Annotated in this window: 16 protein-coding genes; 7 read left to right on the forward strand and 9 right to left on the reverse strand. The window is 70.8% G+C overall.

The features are described from left to right. Positions 1-436: 436 nt before the first annotated feature. Genes JJ691_RS33725 through JJ691_RS33735 form a run of 3 tightly spaced genes read right to left on the reverse strand, consistent with a single transcriptional unit; the run spans position 437 to position 2,186 of the window. Positions 437-1,363 carry a sporulation-delaying protein SdpB family protein gene (locus JJ691_RS33725; RefSeq protein ID WP_211763609.1) on the reverse strand — a complete coding sequence of 309 codons (927 nt, stop codon included), beginning with the start codon at positions 1,361-1,363 and terminating at the stop codon, positions 437-439. Next, complete coding sequence (locus tag JJ691_RS33730; protein ID WP_211763610.1) at positions 1,351-1,959, reverse strand: hypothetical protein; 609 nt, start codon at positions 1,957-1,959, stop codon at positions 1,351-1,353. Before JJ691_RS33730 ends, JJ691_RS33725 begins: the two co-directional genes overlap by 13 nt. Continuing rightward, positions 1,959-2,186: a hypothetical protein gene (locus JJ691_RS33735; protein ID WP_211763611.1), complete on the reverse strand. Its 228-nt coding sequence runs from the start codon at positions 2,184-2,186 to the stop codon at positions 1,959-1,961. Before JJ691_RS33735 ends, JJ691_RS33730 begins: the two co-directional genes overlap by 1 nt. 139 nt (positions 2,187-2,325) lie before the next feature. Here JJ691_RS33735 and JJ691_RS33740 point away from each other — a divergent pair, with 139 nt between their 5' ends. Beyond that, complete coding sequence (locus JJ691_RS33740) at positions 2,326-5,385, forward strand: AfsR/SARP family transcriptional regulator (RefSeq protein ID WP_211763612.1); 3,060 nt, start codon at positions 2,326-2,328, stop codon at positions 5,383-5,385. 118 nt (positions 5,386-5,503) lie between these two features. Here the strand turns inward: JJ691_RS33740 and JJ691_RS33745 are convergent, their stop codons facing one another. Together JJ691_RS33745 and JJ691_RS33750 are read right to left on the reverse strand one after the other, a co-directional pair. Then, on the reverse strand, positions 5,504-6,907 hold the full coding sequence (locus JJ691_RS33745; protein WP_211763613.1) for a M14 family zinc carboxypeptidase: 1,404 nt from the start codon (positions 6,905-6,907) through the stop codon (positions 5,504-5,506). A gap of 81 nt (positions 6,908-6,988) precedes the next feature. Then, on the reverse strand, positions 6,989-8,050 hold the full coding sequence (locus JJ691_RS33750) for a potassium channel family protein (RefSeq protein WP_211763614.1): 1,062 nt from the start codon (positions 8,048-8,050) through the stop codon (positions 6,989-6,991). A 167-nt stretch (positions 8,051-8,217) separates the two neighbouring features. On the opposite strand from JJ691_RS33750, the gene JJ691_RS33755 reads away from it, so the two are divergent. Next, positions 8,218-8,586 carry a DoxX family protein gene (locus JJ691_RS33755; protein ID WP_211763615.1) on the forward strand — a complete coding sequence of 123 codons (369 nt, stop codon included), beginning with the start codon at positions 8,218-8,220 and terminating at the stop codon, positions 8,584-8,586. A 72-nt stretch (positions 8,587-8,658) separates the two neighbouring features. Beyond that, entirely contained in the window at positions 8,659-9,213 is a 555-nt protein-coding gene (locus JJ691_RS33760; RefSeq protein ID WP_211763616.1) for a hypothetical protein, read from the forward strand. Positions 9,214-9,225: 12 nt separating this feature from the next. Here JJ691_RS33760 and JJ691_RS33765 read toward each other — a convergent pair whose 3' ends face one another. After that, on the reverse strand, positions 9,226-12,486 hold the full coding sequence (locus JJ691_RS33765; protein WP_211771869.1) for an ATP-dependent helicase: 3,261 nt from the start codon (positions 12,484-12,486) through the stop codon (positions 9,226-9,228). 158 nt (positions 12,487-12,644) lie between these two features. Here JJ691_RS33765 and JJ691_RS33770 point away from each other — a divergent pair, with 158 nt between their 5' ends. Both JJ691_RS33770 and JJ691_RS33775 read left to right on the forward strand, forming a co-directional pair. Next, the gene (locus tag JJ691_RS33770; protein ID WP_211763617.1) at positions 12,645-13,850 is read left to right on the forward strand and encodes a YncE family protein; all 1,206 of its coding nucleotides are present in this window, start codon (positions 12,645-12,647) and stop codon (positions 13,848-13,850) included. Positions 13,851-13,863: 13 nt separating this feature from the next. Next, on the forward strand, positions 13,864-15,057 hold the full coding sequence (locus JJ691_RS33775) for a helix-turn-helix domain-containing protein (RefSeq protein ID WP_211763618.1): 1,194 nt from the start codon (positions 13,864-13,866) through the stop codon (positions 15,055-15,057). Positions 15,058-15,112: 55 nt separating this feature from the next. On the opposite strand, the gene JJ691_RS33780 is transcribed toward JJ691_RS33775, so the two are convergent. Further along, positions 15,113-18,295 carry an ATP-dependent helicase gene (locus JJ691_RS33780; RefSeq protein ID WP_249227187.1) on the reverse strand — a complete coding sequence of 1,061 codons (3,183 nt, stop codon included), beginning with the start codon at positions 18,293-18,295 and terminating at the stop codon, positions 15,113-15,115. Positions 18,296-18,588: 293 nt separating this feature from the next. Here JJ691_RS33780 and JJ691_RS33785 point away from each other — a divergent pair, with 293 nt between their 5' ends. Next, positions 18,589-19,365, forward strand: coding sequence for a VOC family protein (locus tag JJ691_RS33785; RefSeq protein ID WP_211763620.1), 777 nt, complete (start codon positions 18,589-18,591; stop codon positions 19,363-19,365). Here JJ691_RS33785 and JJ691_RS33790 read toward each other — a convergent pair. Both JJ691_RS33790 and JJ691_RS33795 read right to left on the reverse strand, forming a co-directional pair. Next, positions 19,362-20,390 (reverse strand): chitinase, encoded by a 1,029-nt coding sequence (locus JJ691_RS33790; protein WP_211763621.1) that lies wholly within the window; start codon positions 20,388-20,390, stop codon positions 19,362-19,364. The two genes, JJ691_RS33785 and JJ691_RS33790, sit on opposite strands and share 4 nt — an antisense overlap. Positions 20,391-20,499: 109 nt before the next feature. After that, positions 20,500-21,495 (reverse strand): chitinase, encoded by a 996-nt coding sequence (locus JJ691_RS33795; protein ID WP_211763622.1) that lies wholly within the window; start codon positions 21,493-21,495, stop codon positions 20,500-20,502. A 244-nt stretch (positions 21,496-21,739) separates the two neighbouring features. Here JJ691_RS33795 and JJ691_RS33800 point away from each other — a divergent pair, with 244 nt between their 5' ends. Next, a complete protein-coding gene (locus JJ691_RS33800) occupies positions 21,740-22,711 on the forward strand; it encodes a chitinase (RefSeq protein WP_211763623.1) in 972 nt (323 codons plus the stop codon). Positions 22,712-22,725 lie beyond the last annotated feature (14 nt).

The following is a 22,725-nucleotide window of genomic DNA, read 5'->3' on the forward strand; positions in this document are numbered from 1 at the left end:
ACCAGGAGGCCCGGGGAAATCGGAAGTGGCGGCACACACTGCCGGGCGTGACGGTTAGCGGATTCCCCTCTCACCCGCTACCCGCCACACCTCAGAGCAGCAGCCCCTCGTTGCCTTTCGGCACTATCAAAGTCTGCCACGGGCGACTACCCGGTCGATACCGTGAGGCTACTCGACATCTCCAACGACAGCCAGCAACCAGAGCATACTCACCACAGTGAATCCGACACGGCTAACCCGTCCACAATTAATAACCCGAGCATCACAGGCAGAGAAATTGTCGAACTATTCACCCACCCCGTTCCCAGGACACAACGCGTCGTCACGAGGCCAGCCCAGACCGTGCAGGACGGCGTCGCAGCTGCGTTCCCGGCGGAAAAAAATCGCGGGCGACCTGCTCGCCGGCGACGCTGCCGCCACGGGCGACTCCCCCACCTCACAACGCCGATGTGGCCGAGCGGTCTCCAGACAGGTCGTGAATCCGGCCTTGGACGGGCCGATCGAGGCCGGCGGCGCGACCGCCGTATCCGACCAGCAGCAGACCGATCATGGTGAGCCCGAAACTTGGCAGGCCCATCACCAGAATGATCGCGAGATGCAGGCTCACACCGGCCAGCAGCGCCGCGAGTCGCAGCCGCCACGGCCCGACGCTGCCCACGGCGACGAACAGCTGCAACGCGATGACCGACCACGAGAGGACCCGTATCAGCAGACCCCACTGCGTCAGATCGAGGATCACCGGCCAGGACTGGGTCGGAATTCCGAACTCCTGGTCATTGAAGACGTAGTACATCCCGGCGCCGTGCCGCCAGGCCGGATCGGAGATCTTCGAAACGGCCGCGACGAGGTAGACGATGAGCACCTGAAGGCGAATCACCATGTGTGCCGCGAACGCGCTGCCCCGCCAACCGGGCGAGGGTGGGTGGCGCGGTTTCCCCCACTGCCACACACGATCGTCCCCGAGGCAGATCGGGATGACCAGCAGGGTGGCGATCATCGCCGCGCCGTCGCCGCCGTTCGGGGTGAGCAGCGACGAGAACAGGCTGAACGTGACATACCAGTGCGGGACACAGGTCCAACGCGGCCGATATCCCGACGCGACCAGCAGTAGGACGACGACCGACAACACCCGGGCCAGCAGCGTCGCGTGCGTGGTGGCGGCGCTGACGCACCACAGCGAGATCGAACCGATCGCCGTGCAGCGCGGTGCGTCGCTGAACAGGCCGGCGTCGGCGGTGAACAGCAACTCGGACAGGGTGGCGACGGCGATCAGGCTGCGCCCGGCGGCCAGCGGACGGGTGCGGGATTCCCATCGCAGCGCCAACCCCGGCAGCGAGCGCCAGCGGCTGGTCAGCCGGCGCATGCCAGGTCCACGATCGCGATCTTGTCGACGCGGCGCCGGGCGGCCGGCGGATCACCGCCGGTCATCGGGACCGGGTGGGTGCCGGCGAAGGCGGTGAGGCCGCACAGCCCGGCCCGGTGCGAGCCGTTCGGCAGCCGGAACGGGTGCTCGATCACGGACCGGCTCGCGCAGCCGCTCGGGTCGGCGCGGCCGCACTCGTGCCAGTACTGGTCCGGAACCTGGACGGCCAACTGGAAGAGCTCGGCCAGGCGGACGTCGCCGGACCGGTCCAGGCCCGCCAACTGGTCGGTCCACGACATCCGCTGCGTCAGCGGGTTCGGCGCCACCCCGGCCGGGCCGACGGGATAGGCCATGATCACCTGCTTGTCGGCGAGTCCGACGAAGAAGGACCAGCCCTCGGGCCACAGCATCCGGTAGGACACGAGCCGGGCCCGAGCCCCCTCGGGGTCCACCACGCCGGCCAGTTGCGTCACGCCGGCCAACAGCAGGCCGACAAGCATCATGGTGGCCGTCACCACGAGCCCCCGAGACGCGGCCCGCCACTCATCCGAGCTCGGATCGGTGGTGGCAGCGGGCACCGTCGGGGGCTGTGGCATCAGAAAGCTCCAACGGGCGGGTAGTCCCTGGCAGGATCGCTCGGCCCGACGAGGGCCTCGTTCGGGTGCAGGATCTGGACGACGTGGTTGGCCGGCACGACCACGACACCGGGCGATCCGGGGTCGAACTCGCCGATCAACACCGTGGCCCCGAAAATGGCTATCGGCACCGCAACGGCGAGCGGCACAAGGTATTTGGTTTTCATTCTTCCCCCCGTTTTACCCATTCACAAAACCTCTAAAGGAAACCGTACCAGGACCACTACTCGTCCGCTACTCGTTCCTACTGTAAGCTGGCGACGACTGCCGCCGCACCGGGTCGACGACCGGCCACACCGAGGTTGCCAACCAGCTGAGGGGACGGACATGCACTTCCTCGTCCTCGGTCCGCTCGAGGTGCGCGCATCGGGAAAACAGGTCCGCGTTGACGGTTCCCGGCAACGAAGGCTGCTGGCGATCCTTCTGCTCAATGCCAATCACACGGTCACCGTCGAGCGATTGGCCCAGGAACTCTGGGCCGATCCACCGCAGTCGGTGCGCCAACAGATCCACAACGCGATTGCCAGCCTGCGGCGCACGCTCGGAGCGGCGTTCACCGACCTGCGCATCACGACGACCGACGCCGGCTACGAGTTGGGCATCCCCGAGTCGTGGATCGACCTGCACGAATTCGGGCGACTGACGCAGCTCGCCCGACGCGCGGAGGCCGACGGCCGGCTCGAGGAAGCGGTGACCCACCTGACCTCGGCGCTCGGGCTCTGGCGGGGCGCGCCCCTGCTCGGCCTGGACAGCCCGCTGATCTCGAGCACCGCGACCGCGCTGGACGAGCAGCGGCTGGCCGCCGTCGAGTCACGGATCAGCCTGCGGCTGCGGATCGGCCAGGCCGACTCGGTCATCGGCGAGCTCCGGGAACTGGTGGACGAGCACCCGTACCGGGAATCGTTGCGCGCCAGCCTGATGACCGCGCTGTACCGGACCAGCCGGCAGGCCGACGCCCTCGACGTGTACGAGCAGGGCCGGCGATTGCTGGCCGACGAGCTCGGTATCGACCCGGGGCCGCAGATTCGCGAGCTCCACGCGAAGATCCTCAGCGGCACGCCGGAGCAGCCAGGGCCGGACGCGGTCGAGCCGTCCCCGATGGACGCGCCGCCGCCGGCCCACCGCTTCCTGCCCAACGACACCAGGGACTTCTCGGGCCGGTCGGCCGAGCTGGACCGGCTGCTCGCGGACGCCCAGGAGGCCGGCCCGTCCGCGCTGGTCATCTCGGCGATCAACGGCATGGGCGGCATCGGCAAGACCACGCTGGCCGTGCGGCTGGCCCACCAGCTCGCCGACGAGTACCCGGACGGGCAGTTCTTCCTCGACCTGCACGGCTTCACCCTCGGCATGGAACCGGTCAGCCCGGCGCGGGCGCTGGAGACGCTGCTGCAGGCGGCCGGCACGGCGTCGGAACTCGTCCCGCTGGGGCTGGACGGCCGGGCGGCGCGGTGGCGGGCCCACATGGCCGGCAAGCGAGCACTACTGATCCTCGACAACGCGGTGGACGCGGCCCAGGTGCGGCCGCTGCTGCCCGGCACGTCCGGGATTCTCGTGGTGGTGACGAGCCGCCGCCGGCTCACCTCGCTCGAAGGCGCGGTCTCGGTGTCGCTGGACCTCATGCCGGCGCAGGACGCCATCACCCTGTTCACGCGGATCGCCGGGGCCAACCGGACGGCGACCGAACCAGCGGCGGTGGCGACCGCGGTGGAACTGTGTGGTCGGCTGCCGCTGGCGATCCGGATCGCGGCCGCCCGCCTGCGTGACCGTCAGAGCTGGACGGTGGCGGACCTGGTCTCGCGCCTCGAGGACCAGAAGCGTCGCAGCCGGCTGCTCGACGTCGGCGACCGCAACGTGATGGCCGTGCTCAAGGTGTCGCACCGATACCTCCAGCCGATGCCGCAACGTTTGTTCCGGCTGCTCCACCTGCACCCGGGGCCGGACTTCGACGCGCGGGCCGCCGCCGCGCTCGGCGGGCTCGACGTGCCGGACGCCGAGGACGCGCTGGAGATGCTGCTGGACGACAACCTGCTGCGGCAGGAGACCTCCGGCCGGTACTACTTCCACGACCTCGTCCGGGACTGCTCGCGTGAGCTGAGCGAAGAGTTCGACTCCGCCGAGGAGCGGAAACGAGCCCGGTTCCAGCTGGTGGACCACTACCTGCATGCGAGTCTGGCCTGGTGCGAGCACTTCCAGGGCGGGCTGCGCCGGGTGCTCACCGGCCTCGGGCCGGCGCCGGAGACGGTGGACGTCGCGGACGCCCAGCGGGATCCGATGGGCGCGCTGGCGGCGGAGTACGAGAACATCGCGGCGATCTCCCAGCTCGCCGCCGAGCACGGCTGGCACCGCCACGCCTGGCAGCTGGCCTGTGTGCTCCACCCGTATCTCCGGTCACGCAACTTCGACCGGCACGCCCGCCGGATATTCGAGCGGGGAATCCAGGCGGCTCAGGCCGACGACAACATCCGCGGCGAGGCCGCCTGCCGGTACGGCCTCGTGCAGGTGTGTCAGGCGCGCGGCGAGAAGGCCGAGGCGCGGCAGCAGTGCGAGCACGCCATCCGGCTGAGCCGGCAGGTCGGCGACGAGGAGGGCGAGGCGGAGCAGCTGTCGGTCCTGGGCGCCCTGCACTACGCGGACAACGAGTTGGGCGAGGCCCACGACAACTTCCGCCTGGCGGAGATTATCTCCAGGCGCGCCTCGGCACCCGCCTCGCGCCAGGCGATCGTGAACAACCTGGGCGTCATCTGCCGGGAGACGGGCCGGCTCGACGAGGCACTGGTCCTGTTCGAGGAGGCCCTGTCGGCCGCGCGATCCTCGGCCGACCGCCGGGACCAGGTGGTCTACGTGCAATGGAACATCGCCACGGTGCACCACATGCGGGGCGACCACGCCATGGCCCTCAAGTTGTTCGACCAGGAACTCGACGCCAGCGTCGAGCTGAAGTTCGAGCGCGGTGAGGCGCTCGCCCGACTGGGGCTGAGCGACGTCAAGCGGTCGATCGGCGACCTGGACGGGGCGATCGCCGACGGCCGGCACGCACTCGCGCTGTCCCGGAAGTCCGGAGTACGCAACACCGAGTGCGAGGCCCTGCTGGCCCTCGGCGAGGCGATCTTCTGTCAGGGCGATCTGGACCGCGCCGCCGAGGTGTTCGAGCGGGCCCGGGAGCACGCCGAGGAGTACGACATGCCCCGGTTCCAGGCTCGCGCCCTTGAGGGGTTCGCCCACATCGCCCGGGCCGCCGGCGACGTCGAGCTGGCCGGCCGACGATGGACCGAGGCGATCTCCCTGTACCCCGCCGAGTTCGTCGAGGCTCAGTACGCGCGTGTCCACCTGGACTCCCTCGGTGACCCGACCGCGACCTGCTTCCGGTGCGCCACGACCGCTGTCTGACCACATAGCGGGGACGAACCGTTACGCGGCAAGGAATGACGCGAACACGGCGAGCTGTCGACACGAAGAAGGGGCGGAGGCCGAGACGGCTTCCGCCCCTTCTTCTCGCCGGTTGGTATCAGTGGTTCTGGTACGGCGCCTTGGCCTGCTGGGCGGCGTACACCAGGGCGGGCTGCATCTTGGGCCAGAAGAAGCTGGACTGGCACGAGTACTTGGGCAGGAAGCCGCTGCAGCCGCGGCCGGCGTTGTCGCCGACCTCGATGGTGAAGCTGGCCACGCCGAGCTTGTCGTAGGACCAGTCGTCGGTGCTGCCGGAGGCGTTGTAGAGCACCTGGCCGGCCTGGCCGTACGGGTAGCCGGTGAGCGAGCCGAGCTGCTTGCCGATGGCCCGCAGCGAGGCGTCGTTGCCGGTGTGCACGGTCGAGCTGTAGTCCCACGGGAAGATGACCACGCTGCCGTCGCTGTGCATCGTCATCATGATGCCCTTGGTGTCGGCCGGCGCCGGGTCGGTGACCCCGGTGCCGGTGCGACGGGCCGGCCACAGGTTGCGGAACAGCTTCTCCATCGAGGTGTTCTCGATCTCGGAGTCGGCCGCCGGACCCTTGTAGACCTCGCTGCACGGATCGGTGGACGTGCTCGCGCCGCCGAAGTGGGTGTTGTAGTTGCGGTTGAGGTCGACGCCGATCTGCCCGCCGAAGCCGCAGTTGCTGCCGTTGGCGTTGTCGGCGTTCTTGCGCTGCAGGTTGGGCGAGTCGCCGCCCTGCTGCACGATGTCCACGCCGTCGGGGTTGGCGATCGGCACCACCCACATCTCGGTGGAGTTCAGCAGCGCGGTGATCGTGCTGTCGGTGCCGTAGCCGTTGACCAGGTAGTCGATCCACCGGTAGGCGACGTCGCCGGTGGTGATCTCCCGGGCGTGGATCTGGGCCATCAGGAAGAACCGGGGCTTGGCCGAGTTCGGGTTGAGGGCGCAGTCGCCGGCCTGCTTCTTGGTGATGCAGATGCCCTTGAGGTCGTAGCCGGCCTTGCCCTTGGACTTCAGCCAGGACTGGCCGTAGGTGAAGGTGGTGGCCAGGTCGGGGTGGGCCTGGGCGACCTGGTCCAGGTGCGCGTACTGGGCGTTGACCGTGTGGTAGCCGCCGTAGTACGTCTCGCCGGCGTCGGCCGCGGTCGGGTTGTTCGCGCTGCGCGGCTTGGGCGGCGCCCAGCTCGGCGGGTTCATCGCGGTCTCGGTGCTGGCGGTGAAGCCGGCCGCGCGCAGCCGGTCGCCCTCGGCGGCGGAGCCGAGCACGAACAGGTCGTTGCCGTCGCGCTCCTCCAGCACGTCGAAGCCGTAGGCGAACAGCTTCTCGGCGTTGGCCGACGCGCCGGTGACCCGGTACACGAAGGTCGGTTGGCTGGCTTGGGTGCTCTCGGACGCGGCCACGTTGTTGGTGGCCACGGCTTGGGGCAGCAACAGAACGGCCGCGGCGGCGATGGCCGCCGCGACGCCGCTGATCGGCAGGGGCAGACGCCGTGCCATGTGTCCTCCCGCAGGGTGTTGGGACCGACACGGAAGGTAGCGCCCGCGCTGTGACGGACATAACCCAACGAAGGGCGGGAATCAGGCGGGTGTGACCTTCTTGACGTAGAGCAGCCGGTCGCCGGTCTCGATGGCGTCGGCCTCGGGGGCGTCGACCCGGTAGAGCACGCCGTTGCGGACCACGCCGAGCACGATGTCGGACAGGTGCCGGGGCGAGCCGCCGACCTCGCCGTCCTCCACGTCGCGCTCGGCGATGGCCAGGCCGACGTCGGGGGTGAGCAGGTCCTCGACCATGGCCACCACGCTCGGCGTGCTGGTCGCCATGCCGAGCAGCCGGCCGGCGGTCTCGCTGGACACCACCACCTGGTCGGCGCCGGACTGCCGGAGCAGGTGCTCGTTCTCCGCCTCCCGCACCGACGACACGATGTGGGCCTTGGGCGCCAGCTCGCGGGCGGTGAGGGTGACCAGCACGGCGGTGTCGTCGCGGTTGGTGGCCACCACCACCGCCCGGGCCTTCGGCACGCCGGCGACCCGCAGCACGTCGGAGCGGGTGCCCGAGCCGGTGACGGTGACCAGCTCACGGGCGGAGGCGGCCTCCAGCGCCGGCTTGGCCATGTCCACCACGACGATCTGCCCCGGCTCGACGCCCTCCCCGAGCAGGGCGGAGACCGCGGCGCGGCCCTTGGTGCCGTACCCGACGACGACCACGTGGTCGCGCACCTTCGACCTCCACCGTTGGATCTTGAACGACTGCCGGGACCGCTCGGTGAGCAGTTCCAGCGTGGTGCCGACCAGCAGGATCAGGAACAGCACCCGCAGCGGCGTGATGACCAGGACGTTGACCAGCCGGGCGGCCTCGGTGACCGGCACGATGTCGCCGTACCCGATGGCGGTCAGCGAGACCGTCGAGTAGTAGAGGCAGTCCAGCACGCTGAGGCTGTGGCCGGGGACGGCGTTGGCGTCCCGGTACCCGCCGCGGTCGAGGTAGACGACCACCACCGCGACCACCAGCGCCAGCAGCGCGAACAGCAGGCGGCGGACGATCGTGCGGATCGGGCTGATGCCGGAGGCCGGCATGCGCACCACGCCGACCAGGGCGTGTCCCGGCTGCCCGGCGAGGCCCTCGTCGCCGCTGCTACTCATGCTGCCGCAGGGTAACGGGCGGGCCGGCCGGTGATCACCTCCCCCGCCTAGGTTAGTTTTCAACCGATCATGGGCACATCGTGGTAACTTCCCCACAATCTTCGGTTCGACCTGCTGAGACCCGCTTCACCTCGCCGCGAAGGGACTCGTCGTGCCACCCTCGGCCCATGACATCCCCCCGTCCGGCGCTCGCGCTGGCCGCCCTGTTGGCCGCTGCGGGCGTGACCCATTTCGCCTATCCCGAGCCGTACGACCGGATCGTGCCGACGGCGCTGCCGGGCACGGCCCGGACCTGGACATATGTGTCCGGGGTGGCCGAACTGGCGGTGGCCGCCGCGGTCGCCGCGCCCCGCACCCGGCGGCTGGGCGGACTGGCCGCGGCCGCGCTGTTCACGGCCGTCTTCCCGGCCAACATCAAGATGGCCCTGGACGCCCGTGGCCGGTCCCGGGGCGAGCAGTTGGCCACTGTCGCCCGCCTTCCGCTCCAGGTTCCATTGGTGATCTGGGCGCTGCGAGTGAGCCGTTCGGCCGTCTGAGCCGTAGGTTTCCTGCAATTGGCCATCTGCAAGACCCTGTCGCCGCGGCGACCCTGACCATAGGATGATCGCGTGCAGTCGCGAACCCAGCACGCTGTGTCTGCCCTGGGATGGCAGGGCACAGTGATCTCGGATGTGGCCGTGCTCGGTCAGCGAGTGTCGGCGGTGGTTCGGCTGCGCGCTGACGTGCACCGCTGGCGCAGCGAGAACGGCTGGCCGCCGGCCCCGGACCCGTCCTGGTTCCACTCCTGGTTCGAGCCGGCGTTCCACGACGTGGTCCCGGTGTCGGCCATCGAGCTGGTCGGCATCCTGGTCACCGAGTCGACCGTCGAACAGGCCCTGGAGGCCTGCGGCACCCTGATGACCCTCGCCCCGTGCGCCGTTCTGGTGCCCGAAAGTCCCGACTACGATCCGTGGCCGCTCATCGAGCTCGACTACTACGGCGTCGGACTGGTCCGGGCCGGGGACGAGGGCCCGGCCCGGGTCGAGGTCGCCCCCGAGGACCGGGCCAGCGAGTTCGGCCCGTCGCCGTTCAGCCGCTGGCTGCTCGAAGTGCTGTACGCGCACGTCACGGCACCCGGTGCGGTGCTGCTCCAACACTGGGACGGCGCCGAGCAGCTGCCGTAGTCAGGCGCTGTGTCACGCCCTGGGCACCGTGCTGAGCAGCAGCTTGAGCCCCTCGGCGTCGAGTAGGTCGGCCGGGCGCAGCGTGTGGTCGTGCCGGATGTAGTGGAAGGCCGCGCGGACCTTCGTCACCGGCACGTTCTTCAGAGCCGCCCAGGCCAGGCGGTAGGCGGCCAGCTGCACCGAGAGCGACGGGAGCTTGTCCTCGTCCGGGACCGCGCCGGTCTTCCAGTCGACCACCGTCCAGCCGCCGTCGGGGTCCGCGTAGACCGCGTCCATGCGGCCGCGCACCGCGACCCCGTCCACCTCGGTCTCGAACGCCACCTCGACGTCGGCCGGGACCCGGTCCGCCCACTGACTGGCCAGGAAGGCGGCCCGCAGCCGGGCCAGATCCGCGTCCGTCTCCTGCCCCGCCGTGTCGTCCGCCGCCCCCGGCAGCTCGTCGATGTCGAACAGGCGGTTCGACTTGAACCGCTGCTCCAGCCAGGCGTGAAACGCCGTGCCCCGCCGGGCCAGCGGATTCGGCGGGAACGGCAACGGCCGCCGCAGCCTGCGGGCCAGCGCGTCCGGGTCGTCGGCCAGCTCCACCAGCTGGCTCACCGTCAGCTGATCCGGCAGCGCCACCAGCTCCCGCCGACTCCGCGCCGCTTCCCGCTCCGCGAGCAGCACATCGACATCGGCCGCCCAGCCTTCGGGATCCTCGTCGGCCTCTTCAACCCCATCTTCTGACTCAGGAGGAGCTTCGGACAGGCCGGCCAGTGCCGCGAGCACCATCGTCGCCCCGTCGGCGACCGCCTCCCGCCGGGCAGCCAGGGGGTCGACGGGCCAGCGGGCGGTGCGGACGTCGGCGATCAAGGGGTTGGCCTCGTCCTCGGCCGGTGCGGGGGCCCACTCGTCGACCATGCCGGGCGGCCGGTCGCCCTCGCTGAGCACGGCGTGCACCTCGTCCAGGAATTCCGAAGGGCCACGGGGCTTCTCGCCGGTCTCGCCCCACCAGTGGCCGGACACGAGCAGCACTCGCTCCGACCGGGTCAGGGCCACGTAACACAGCCGCCGCTCCTCGACGAGGCGTCGCTCCTCGAACTCCTCGTTGTGGATGGCGATCGCCTCCTCGATCTCCTTGCGGTTCTCCGCGCCGGCGAGGTTGAGCCTGGGCAGGTCCTGGCTGTCGCCACGGAGGTCGGCGGGCAGCTCGGTGATGTTCTTCAGCCATGACGACGACTTGCGGGGCCCGGGGAAGACATTGCGGACCACGTGCGGCACCACGACGATCTCCCACTCCAGGCCCTTGGCGGCGTGCATGGTGAGGATCTGCACCCGGTCCTCGGCCACCTCGACCTCGCCGGGCTCCAGGCCGTCCTCGGCGTTCTCGGCGGTGCGCAGGTAGTCGAGCAGCGACGGGAGCGTGGCCGACGGGCTGGCCGAGGCGTAGTCGGCTACGACGTCGGCGAAGGCGTCAAGGTGAGCGCGGCCGACGCGGCCAGGACGGGCGGTGGCCTCGATGTCGAGCAGCAGGGTGCGCTCCACGTCGGCGACGAGGTCGGGCAGCGGCTGGTCCTGCCGGCGGCGCAGCATGGCCAGCTCGTGGCCCAGCCGCCGGATCCGCTTGTAACCGGCGTCCGAGTAGTTCTCGGGTTCGCCCGGATCGTCGATGGCGTCGACCAGTCCGGCCTGCTCGGCGTGCTCGCCGGGCAGCGCGTCGGTGATCGCCGCCAACGGGTCGTCACCACTGCTGGGACGCTGCCGGCCGGCCAGCTGGCCGGCCCGTTCCCACAGCGCGGCGATGTCCGCGGCGCCGAGCCGCCACCGCGAGCCGGTGAGCAGCCGGGCGGCGGCAGTGCCGGCCAGGGGTTCGATGAGCACCCGAAGCGCGCTGGCCAGGTCGCGCACCTCCGGCTCGTCGAGCAGCCCACCGAGGCCGACGACCTCGACCGGCAGTCCCCGTTCACGCAGGGCGTGGGCGATGGCACCCATGTCGGCTCGGCGGCGCACCAGCACGGCGGCGGTCGGCGGCTTGCCGGTGGCGTCGTACTGGGCCTCCCAGCGGCCGGCGAGTTCGTCGGCGAGCCAGGTGACCTCGGTGCGCACGTCGGGCAGCAGCGCGCAGTGCACGTCGCCGGGTGTCGCGCCGGGCTTGGCCCGCAGCTCGTCGACGTCGAGGCCGGCGGCGCGCAGCGGCCCGGACAGGGCGTTGGCCACGGCCAACACCTCGGGCGGGTTGCGGAAGCTGGTGAGCAGGCCGTACTTCGGGGCGGGGCGCTTGTCTCCGAGCGGGAAGTCGGTGGTGAACCGGGGCAGGTTGGCCGCGCTGGCCCCGCGCCAGCCGTAGATCGCTTGTGCGGGATCGCCAACGGCGGTCACGGGCATCGGCTCGCCCTGGCCGAACAGCGAGCGCAGCAGCACCCGCTGGGCGTGGCCGGTGTCCTGGTACTCGTCGAGCAGCACGGCCCCGTAGCGGGCCCGCTCGCCGGCCGCGACCTCCGGGAAGCCGCTGGCCAGCTGGGCGGCCAGCGCCATCTGGTCGGCGAAGTCGAGCGCCGCCTCCTTGCGTTTGCGCAGCTGGTAGGCGTCGAGCAGGGGCAGCATGGCCACCCGGAACCGCTGCGCGGCGATGATCTCCCGCAGCGCGGTGGACAGCTCGGCCCGCTGGCGCGGCCCCTTGGGCGCGGATTCGATGGTTCGCTGGAGCCACTCCGCGTGCCGACGGAGCTTGTCCGGGTCGACGAGGTGCTCGGCGAGCTCGCCGGCCAGCGCCAGCAGGTAGCCGGTGATGGTGGCCGGCACCTTGTCGGTGTCCAGGTCCTCGGTCCACGTCGCCACCACCCGGTGCGCCAGCTGCCACGACGCGGTGCCGGTGAGCAGCCGGGCGCCGGGCTCGACCGGCAGGCGCAACCCGTGCTCGCCGACCAGGCGGCCGGCGTAGGCGTGATAGGTGAGCACGGTCGGCTCGGTGGCCAGCACCAGGGCCCGCCGGTCGCCGCCGGGGTCGAGCCGGTCCAGCAGCTCGGAGCCGGCCAGCCGCCGCAGCCGGGCCCGGACGCGCTCGCCGAGCTGGCGGGCGGCCTTGCGGGTGAAGGTCAGGCCGAGCACCCGGTCCGGCGTGACCAGGCCGTTGGCCACCAGCCAGACCACGCGGGCGGCCATCGTCTCGGTCTTGCCCGCGCCCGCGCCGGCGACCACCAGCGCCGGCTGCGCCGGGGCCGCGACCACCGCGGCCTGCTCGTCCGTGGGCGGTGGCAGGCCGAGCGCGGCCGCCACCTCCTGCGGGCTGACCAGTTGCACGTGACCACGCTAGGTCGTCGCACCTCAGGGACCGAAACGGACCCGCCGTCGGCCGATCGGGGCAGCCGTTGTCGGCGATCGACAATGAATAAGTTTCACATTGGTCCGGACGCGTCTATCTGGGTCACACCGATTTCACCCAGACTAGGCCGATGCCGACCGTGCGCATCCCCCTGGCCGTCGCGGTGGTCGCCGCGACGCTCGCCGCCGTGGCAACGACGCCCGCCGCTACCGCCAGCCCTGCCGCGCCGAACGTCACCGCGCTCAAGAACGTGCTGCTCGTGGGCAACAGCCAAACGGGTTCGGTGAGTTTCATCGACGAGAACGGCTTTGCCAACCTTGGCAGCTTCAACGTCATCCCCGACCTCCAGCAGCGCATCAACGAGATGGACCCGATCCAGCGGATCGGCTACGAGACCGTCAAGGGCATCGAGGGCGGCGACCGGTTCGTCGACGACGCGGCCCTGACCCCCGACGGCCGCCGGCTCATCGTCTCCCGCGGCAACCTCGACGACGTCGCCGCCTTCGACCTGGCCACCAAGCAGGAGCTGTGGCACACCCGGCTGGACGGCTTCCACGCCGACCACGCCGCGCTGTCCCCGGACGGCACCCGGTTCGTGGTCTCGGCCACGACGGCCAACAAGGCCCAGTTCATCGACACCACGACCGGCGCGATCGTCGGCTCGGCCCCGACCGGCAACTACCCGCACCAGAACGACTACACGGCCGACGGCAAGTACGTCTACAACTCCAGCATCGGCAACATCTCGCTGCCGCAGTCGCTGGAGTGGGCCAAGGGCGCGTTCCAGCTGACCAAGATCGACACGTCCACCCTGCAGGTGGTCAAGACCTGGACGTTCCCGCACGGCATCCGGCCCAACCTGATCGCCCCGGACGGCAACACGTTCTACGCGGAGCTGTCCTACCTCAACGGCTTCGTCAAGTACGACCTGAACGCCGGCAAGATCGTGGCCACGGTGAACCAGCCGTTCAGCGACCACGCCAAGACGCTCAAGCCGGACGACTACCCGAAGAACTCGGCCCACCACGGCCTGGCTCTGTCCGGCGACGGCTCGACGCTGTGCGACGTCGGCACCATCGACGACTACGTGGCGCTGGTGTCCACCGACGGCCTGGTGGACCGGGCGTTCGTCAACTACCCGACCAACAGCCTGCCCTACTGGGGCCAGACCAGCACCGACGGCAACTACTGCTACGTGTCGCTGAGCCAGGCCAACGCGGTGTCGGTCGTCGACTACCGCACCGGGACCGAGGTGGCGCGGGTGCCGGTCGGCACCTTCCCGCAGCGCGAACGCGTGGCCAAGGTCGACCCGGCCGTGCTCGGATCGCTGTCCTGAGGTGACCACGACGATGACCGAGGAGACGGCGGGGCGCGCCACGCTGCGCCGCATCATGGAGCAGATGCGGGCCGACCCGGACGTGCTCGACGGCGTCGTGACCGAGGTGCGGGCGCAGTCACCGCAGGTGGCTGCGCTGCCCGTGGGCGAGGTGCGGCGGCACATCGCCGCCCTGCTGGGCGTCGCGTCGGCGGCCTTCATCGACTCCACCGGACTGGGTGTGGAGGTCGCCGACCGGCTCGCCACCGACCGGGCGCTGCAGGGTGTCCCGCTGTCCGCGCTGCTCGCCGGCTTCCAGACCGGGCGCGCGCACGTGCTGCGCGAGCTCGGCTGCCGGCTGCGCCAGCACGAGATGCTCGCCGACGACTTCGTGTCGGCGCTGCTCGAACTGGATGGCTACGCCAACCGGCTGCAGAACCGGCTGGTCGAGGCCTACCGGGAAGCCGAGCTGCGGCTGGCCCGCACCGCTCAGGCCGCCCGCGTGCAGGCGCTGCGCGAGCTGCTCAAGGGCGGTCCGGCGACCGGCGTGGTCAACACCGGCCTGGCCGACGACCGGCACTACCACGTGGTGCTGGCCGACGTGAGCGACCCGCGCCAGGCCCGCCGCGCCGAGGCGGCGCTGGCCGAGACCTTCTGCGTCACCGTGGACGGCTTGGTGTGCGGCGTCGCCGTGCAGCTGCCCGACCTCGCGGCGGTGGCCGACGTCCTCATCGTCGTGACGCCGCCCGTGCTGCCCAGGGATCTCGCCCCCGCCTACCAGGCCTGCCGGGCCGCGCTCCAGACCGGACGCTGCCGTGGCCTGGTCGGGCCGCTGCGCCTGACCGAGCTGGCCGTCGACCTGGTCACCGACGGCTTCCCCGCACTGGGCCGCATGCTCTCCGACGACCTGCTGGCCGGCCTCGCCGGCACCGACGACTTCCACCGGCTGCTGGCGTCGACGGCGTTGACCTACCTCGACCACGGCGGTCGGGTCGACGCCACCGCGCTGGCACTGCACGTGCACCCCAACACGGTGAAGCACCGCCTGCGCCGGCTCGGCGAGCTGACCGGTTTCTCCCCGCCGGAGGGCTCGCTGGCCGAGGCGCTGCGCTGGCGCTGGGCCGTGGACACCTGGCTCCGCACGACCGGGGCCTGGTCGTCCGCCGAGGCGGCATCCTCGCCGCAGTCCTCACGCCATCGCATCAACTCCTCTCACTCCGCGACCTGACCGGCGGCCCGGATCCCTTCCCCCACCCGTCGGCGGGAGTGGTTCAGGGCCAAGGTCATTCGCCCACCTGCCGTCCGGACTCGTGCAGCGGACAAGAGGTCCGCGCCGGGCAACGGGGGCAGTCGGGGCTCTCGGTGGCGGTGTACTCGGGACCGACGCAGGAGGAGGCGGCGTCCTGGACGGTGGCCAGCCACACCTTGGACGAGTCCGGGTCCAGCGGCGCCTGAACCCGTTCCGCCGCACCGGTTTTCTTGTCCTCCTTGGAGACGTAGAGCAGCCGGGCGCCGCCGGGGTCCTCGCCGAGGCCGAGTTCCTCGAAAGCGCCGAGTTGGGTGGCGAGCTGGTAGACGGCCAGCTGGGGGTGCTCCTGGGCGTCGTCCTTGCTGACGGGCTGTTTGCCGGTCTTGATGTCGACGACGACGGGGCGGCCCTGGTCGTCGACTTCGAGGCGGTCGACGCGGCCGCGCACCCGCAGCCAGGGGCCGTCGGCCTGTTTGGGGACCTCGATGGACAGATCCCGCTCGACGGCGACCTGGGTGAGCTCGGCCCGGCTGCGTTCGAACCAGGCCATGAAGGTGTCGAGCATCTTCTGCACCCGGTTGCGCTCACGGCGGGAGAACCACGGAGCCCCGGCGTCGACGGCGGCCCACGCCTGGTCGAGCCGGACCTGGAGTTCGAGCCGGTCGACGCCGCTGGCGGCGGCCTGGGCCAGGGCGTGCACGAGGGTGCCGGTGATCGAGGCGAGCTGGGCCGGGTCCTCGCCGCCGTGCCGCTCGACCATCCAGCGCAGCGGGCACTTGGACAGCACCTCGATGGTGGACGGGGAAACGCTGACGGTCTCCTCGTCCGTCCACAACGGACTGTCGGTGGACACTTCCGGCAGCCCGTACCAGGAACCGGGATGGGCGCCGGGCACACCCGCGGCCGCGAGCCGGCCCAGCTGCTTGGCGGCGCGGCGACGGCTGGCCGGCTCGGCCTCGGCGTCGCAGCACACCCGGCGCAGCTCGCCGACCAGCTCGGACAGCACCAGCCCGCGCGGCGGCGTGAACACCGGACGGACCGCCGCCTCCGGATCGGCGGCGGTGCCCTCCAACTCGTCGAGGAACCGGGACGGCTGCTCGTCCTCCCCCCGCACGGCGCTGACCAGCAGCGTGCGCTTGGCCCGGCTGGCGGCGACGATCAGCAGCCGGCGCTCCTCGGCCAGCAGCGGCGCGGTCGCCGACACCACATCGCCGGGGTCGACGCCGTTGAGCAGGTCCCGCATCCGTTCCACACCAAGCAAAGTGCCGCGGGTGCGCAGATCCGGCCAGCTGCCCTCCTGCACGCCGGGCACGGCCACGACTGTCCACTCGCGACCGGCCGCGGCGTGCGCGGTGATCACCGTGACGGCCTCGCCCAGCGGCGCGGTCGGGGCCAGTGAGTCACCGACGATCTGTTGCGCCGTAAGGTAATCCGCGAAGCCGGCGACGCTGGCGGCGGGCAGCCGGTCGACATAGCGGCCGGCCGCGTCGAACAGGCCGACGATCGCGTCCAGGTCGCGGTCGGCCTGCGCGCCGGTCGGGCCGCCGCGGGTGGCCTGTGTGGCCCAGCGCTGTTCGAGGCCGCTGTCCTTCCACAGCTGCCACAACACCAGCTCGACGCTGACACCGGCCTCGATGGCGTCCCGGGACGTCCTGATCAACGTGCCGATGCGGCGGACCGGGGCGGCCTCGCTGTCTTCCAGGGCCACCAGCAGGTCGTTGTCGTTGATCACGTCGACCAGCAGCTCGCCGCTGGACCGGTCGCCGCCGGCGGCCAGCTCCAGCCGGCGCAGGCCGCGGCGCAATCGCCGCAGCGCCAACGTGTCCGCGCCGCCGAGCTGCGATTCGAGCAGGTACGCGGCTGTGTCCTGGTCCAGCACGGACGCGTCGTCGGCGCACCGGAGCAGCACCAGGAACTGCCGCACCGCCGGGAGTTGGGCCAGCGGCAGCTCGTCCACCGGCACGGCCAGCGGCACGCCGGCGGCTAGCAGAGCCCGGCGCAGCACGGGAAGCGAGTGCGCGGTCGACCGCACCAGCACCGCCATCTCCGACCACGGCACCTCGTCCAGCAGGTGCGCGCGGCGGAGCTGGTCGCCGATCCAGGTCGCTTCCTGGGCCGCCGAGGCCAGCAGCCGGATCTGCACGCTGCCGCGTTCCTCGTCCTCCCGGGCGAGCAGTTCCCGCTGCGGGCCCGCGCCCGGCAGCCGGGCGTGCAGGCGGCTGATCGCCTTGCGGATCTCCGGCGCCATCCGGTGATCGACCTTCAGCACCTCGACCGGGCCGTCGGCGTGGGCGGTGAGCAGCGTCGGATCCGCGCCGCGGAAGGAGAAGATCGCCTGGTCCGGGTCGCCGGCCACGATGAACTCGTGGGCCGCCGCGCCCAGCGCCCTGATCAGCGCGAACTGCTGGTGGTCGAGGTGTTGGGCGTCGTCGACGAGCAGGTGCCGGACCCGGGCGCGCTCGTCGGCCAGCAGGTCCGGGTCGAGGTCGAACGCCAGCAGAGCGCTGGACACCAGCTCGGCGGCGTCGTAGGCCGGCGCGGCCGACTCCTGCGCCTCGCTGCCGGCCAGCAGCGTGACCTCCTCGTACTGGCGCCAGAACCGGCCGGCCGCGACCCACTCCGGCACGCCCTGCTCACGGCCGAGTCGCACCAGGTCCTCGGGGCCCTGGCCGCGTTCGGCCGCGCGGAGGATGAGGTCCCGAAGCTCCCCGGCGAAGCCCGGGATGCCGAGCGCCGGCCGCAGGCCGTCCGGCCAGTACGCCGCGCCGTCGTCGATGTCACCGGCGAGCAGGTCGCGCACCATCGCGTCCTGGTCGGGACCGGCCAGCAGCCGTGGCGGCGGCAGTCCCTCCCTGATGGACACCAGGCGCAGCACCGCGAAGGCGTAGGAGTGGACGGTGCGGACCAGGGGCTCGCGGGCGGTGCGGGACGGGCCTTGGTCCTTGAGCAGCCGGGTGATCTGCGACCGCAGCGCCACCGCCGCCTTCCGGCTGGACGTCAGCACGAGAATGCTCTCCGGGTCCACGCCCGTGTTCAGGACGCGGTCGGCCGCGACGCCGGCCAGCAGCGTCGTCTTGCCCGTGCCGGGCCCGCCGATCAGGCGGAGCGGACCGCCCTCGTGGTCGATGACCCGACGGGCAGTCGCGTCCCACCGCGGCCGGGGCGGCGGTTGGGCCGGCCGGCGCACCAAGGCGAGTGGAGTGCTTCTGCGTGCCACCCCCCGATAGAACCACGCAACCCCGACAGTGTTGTCTCCGCCATGCGGGCTGGGTTGGCCGCCAACGCAGGAGTGCGAGGCCGCGCCGGTGCCTGGACTGTCGCCGGATTTCGATCGCCGCACCCGACGCAACCCACCACCTGCGCCGACGCGGCGATCGAAATCCGGCCAGGGAAGGCACCGGTCACGAGCGGCCTCGCCCCGCGCGTAACGCGCGGCATGTTGAGGTAAAGACTTGGTAATGACATAATCAAGGCAGGCCACTTCCTTCGACATCTTGAGGAGGCGACCCCATGTCCGTCATCACGAAGCCGGCCCTCGGCAGCCCGTGCTGGCTTGAGATCGCCACACCCGACATCGACGTCACCAAGCGCTTCTACGGCCGTCTGTTCGGCTGGGAGTTCGACGGCGACACCGCCACGCTGTACGGCGAGCCCGTGGCCGGGCTGCGCAGGACCAGCGAACCGGCGTTGGGCTGGACCCCGTATCTGGCCACGCCCGACATAGACACCACCGCGCGACTGGCCACTCGGTACGGTGGGCGACTGAAGGATCGCAAGGGAGACAAGGCGATCCTGCTCGACCCGACCGGAACGGCGGTCGGCCTGTGCCAGTGCGACGAAGGCCACCACTTCACCGTGGGCGTGCCGGGATCGTTGGCCTGGGCCGAACTGGTCACCTGGCGGGCGACGCTGGCCGACCGGTTCTTCGGCGCGGTCTTCGACTACGGCCAGAAGCAGTTCGGCGACGGCCGCCGCTTCGACCACATGGTGTGGTACGCGGGCGAGGACTCGGTCCTCGCCCGCGTGCGGATGGCTCTGGGCACGCCGGAAGACGTGCCGGCCCGGTGGATCGCGCAGTTCGCGGTCGATCCGGACCTGGGCTTCGAGGCGTCCGTCGCCCTGGCCCGCCGGCTCGGCGCACGACTGCGGTTCAAGCCGTACCAGTCGGCGCTGGGGCGGGTGGCGGTGTTCGCCGACCCGCTCGGCACCAGGTTCGCGCTGCTGGATCCGGACGACTCCGACGAGTCCGAGTACGGCTCGGTCGCGGACGACCCGTACGACGATTAGCCCTTGAAGCCGGCGAACACCTTGGCGAAGTCGAAGGCCTGCTGCGGCACGTTGGTGCACTGGAACAGCGCGCCGTTGCAGGCGTTCGCGTCCCGGCTCTGCTCCCAGTAGCCGAGGTAGCCGACGTGCTGCTGGTTGGCGAAGTTCACCACCGCCTTGGCGTTGGCCAGGCTGAAGACCTCGGTCTGGGTGTCGTTGACGCCGAGCATGGGTGTGATGCCGAGCATCTTGAACGCCTGTGCGTCGGACAGGCCGGTGAAGACGGTCTTGAGCTGCTTCTCGGTGCTCTGCGCGGACTGGATCACCCGCGCGCCCATGTCGCTCTCGGCGGTGCCGAAGTCCATCGCCATGATGTTGACGACGTCCATCGCCACACCGGCGGCCTTGGCCGACTTCACCACGTTCAGGCCGTCGGCGGTGAGGCCGGTGGGCAGCACCGGCAGGGTCAGCGACACCTTCAGGCCGGGATTCTGCTTCTGCACCAAGGCCAACGCCTGCGAGCGGCGGTCGATGGAGGCCTTGTCGGCGACAGCCGCGCCCTCCACGTCCATGTCGATGTGGGTGAGCTTGTACTCCTTGACCACCGAGCTGTACTGCGCGGCCAACTGGTTGACGTCGGTGCAGGCCTGGGCGAGCTCGATGCCGGTGGCGCCACCGAAGGACACCTTCACGTCGCCGCCGGCCGCCCGCAGCTGGTTGATCTGGGCCAGGCCGAAGCCCTCGGAGATGTCGTGCGCGTTGAACCAACTGGCCTTGCAGCCGGCCGAGGTGACGAACGCGAGGCTGAACGACTTGATGCCGCCGGCGTTGGCGAACTGCGTCAGCTTGTCCGCGGACAGGCCCATGTCCACGTACGGCGCGACCGTGATGGCACCGGCCGCGGCCGGCCGGACCGCGCTGTTGTTGGCGGCGGCGTTGGCGTCATGCGAGCTGGCGCCGAACACCGCGCCCATGCCGACCACCACGGCGGCCGCCATCACACCGCCGACCATCAACGCCTTGCGGCGGGCAGGGGGAATGGTCATCGGGGATCCTCCAGAAGCAGTCGAACCGGGTCGAATATTGGTACGCACCAATTTCCGACCCGGTTCAACCGCGGGCCTCACCCGGCAGGGTGGGGCGAGGCCCGCTCGATCAGCCGGTGTAGCCGGCGAAGATCTTGGAGAACTGGTACGGCGACTGCGGCACGTTGGTGCACCGGTACAGCGCGCCGGTGCAGGCGTTGGCGTCCCGGCCGACCTCCCAGAACGACAGCATGCCCAGGTGCACCGACTTGGCGAAGGTGACCACCTTGGTGGCGTCGGCGGTGTAGAAGATCTCGTTCTGCGAGTCGTTCACGCCCAGCATCGGGGTGAGGCCGACCTTCTTCCACGCCGCCGCGTCGGACAGCCCGTACAGGGACTTGAGCTGCGCCTGGGTGGCCTTGGCCGCGGACACCGCCCGGTCGCCCTGGTTGGCCGAGCCCATGTAGTAGTCCATCGCCATGATGTTGACCATGTCGAGGTTGACGCCCGCGGACTTGGCCGCCTTGACCACGTTGAGCCCGTTGGTGTCCAGGCCGCTGGGCAGCACCGGCAGGGTCAGCGAGATCTTGATGCCGGGGTTGGCCGACTGCACCTGGGCCAGCGCCTGGGAGCGGCGGGTGATCGAGGTCGGGTCGGCCACCGCCGCGCCCTCGATGTCGAAGTCGACGTACTTCAGGCCGTAGGCCTTGATCACCGCGTTGTACTCGGCGGCCAGCGAGCTGACGCTGGTGCAGGCCTGGGCCAGCTCGATGCCGCTGGCGCCGCCGAAGGACACCTTGACGTCACCGCCGGCCGACCGGATCTTGGCGATCTCGTCGGCCTGCCAGGCCGCCCGCGGGTCGTAGGCGTTGAACCAGCTGGCCTTGCAGCCGGCCGAGGTGACGAAGCCGAGGGTGAAACCCTTGAGGTTGCCCGACTTCGCCATCGTGGACAGCACCGGCGTCGGCCACTCGCCCATGTCCACGTAGGGGGCGACGGGGATCGGCGAGCCGGCGGCCTGTGGCTGGGCGGCGGACTGCGGCGCCGCGGCGGCCGTGGCCGCGATCGGCGCGACGAATGCGCCCATGAGGGCGATCGCGGCGATGGTCATGGAACGCAAGCGCATGACGGACCTCCAGGAGCGGGCAGGGGACCACGCGGCGGTCGGTGGAGCGTGCTCAATTGGTATAGACCAGATTGGGCAATCGCCGCCAGACGGCGGTTCGGCGCAATGCCGACTGGGCCGGACGGCCGAGAAAAACCATCTGAACCGATCCCGATCGTCTACCTTCTTGACGGTTTCGACTGGTCTAGTCCAGTGTGGAAAGCGCTTCACCGGAGTGACCTGACTCACCCTGCGGAGGACGTCGATGAAGCTGACCCGACGTGGCCTGGCGGCCCTGCTCACCGCCGGCCTCGTGGGCACTGGGGCGCTGGCCGGCACGGTCGCGGACGCGGCTCCGGCCGCGGTGAACCCGGTGACCGCCTCGCCGTACATCTACCTGGGCGCCGGCTGGCAGCCGAACGTCGCCTCGACGATGTCGGCGACCGGCCTCAAGGCCTTCACCATCGCGTTCGTGCTGTCCAACGGCGGCTGCACGCCGGTGTTCGACGGCGGCGCGTCGGCCGCGTCCAACACGATCAACGCCATCCGCAAGGCCGGCGGCGACGTGATCGTCTCCTTCGGCGGCTGGGGCGGCGCCAAGCTCGGCGAGCACTGCTCGAGTGTGTCGGCGCTGGCCGCGGCCTACCAGAAGGTGATCACGCAGTACTCGTTGAAGGCCATCGACATCGACATCGAGGCCACCGAGATGAGCACCCCCGCGGTGCAGGACCGGGTCCTCGGCGCGCTGAAGACCGTGAAGCAGAACAACGCCGGCCTCAAGGTCGTGGTGACCATGGGCACCACCACCTCCGGTCCGGACGGCGACGGCCAGCGACTGATCAAGCAGGGCAAGGCCCTGGGCGCGAACGTCGACGTCTGGTCGATCATGCCGTTCGACTTCAGCAGCGGCGGCGACATGTGGGCGCACACCAAGTCCGCCGCCGAGGGGCTGAAGAGCCAGCTCAAGAGCGCCTTCGGCTGGACCGACGCGCAGGCCTACCCGCACATGGGCATCTCGTCCATGAACGGCAAGACCGACAACGCGGGTGAGACGGTGACGCTGGCCAACTTCAACAGCATCCTGTCCTACGCCCAGACCAACCACCTGGCCCGGCTGACCTACTGGTCGGCCAACCGGGACCGCGCCTGCGGCTCCGGCGGGGACGGCGACACCTGCTCCGGTGTCTCCCAGAGTCCCAACGATTTCAGCAAGGTGATCGGCAAGTTCACCGGCTGACCACGAGTTGCGGG

Origin of the sequence: Kutzneria sp. CA-103260 (assembly GCF_018263855.1) — a bacterium.
GTDB lineage: Bacteria > Actinomycetota > Actinomycetes > Mycobacteriales > Pseudonocardiaceae > Kutzneria.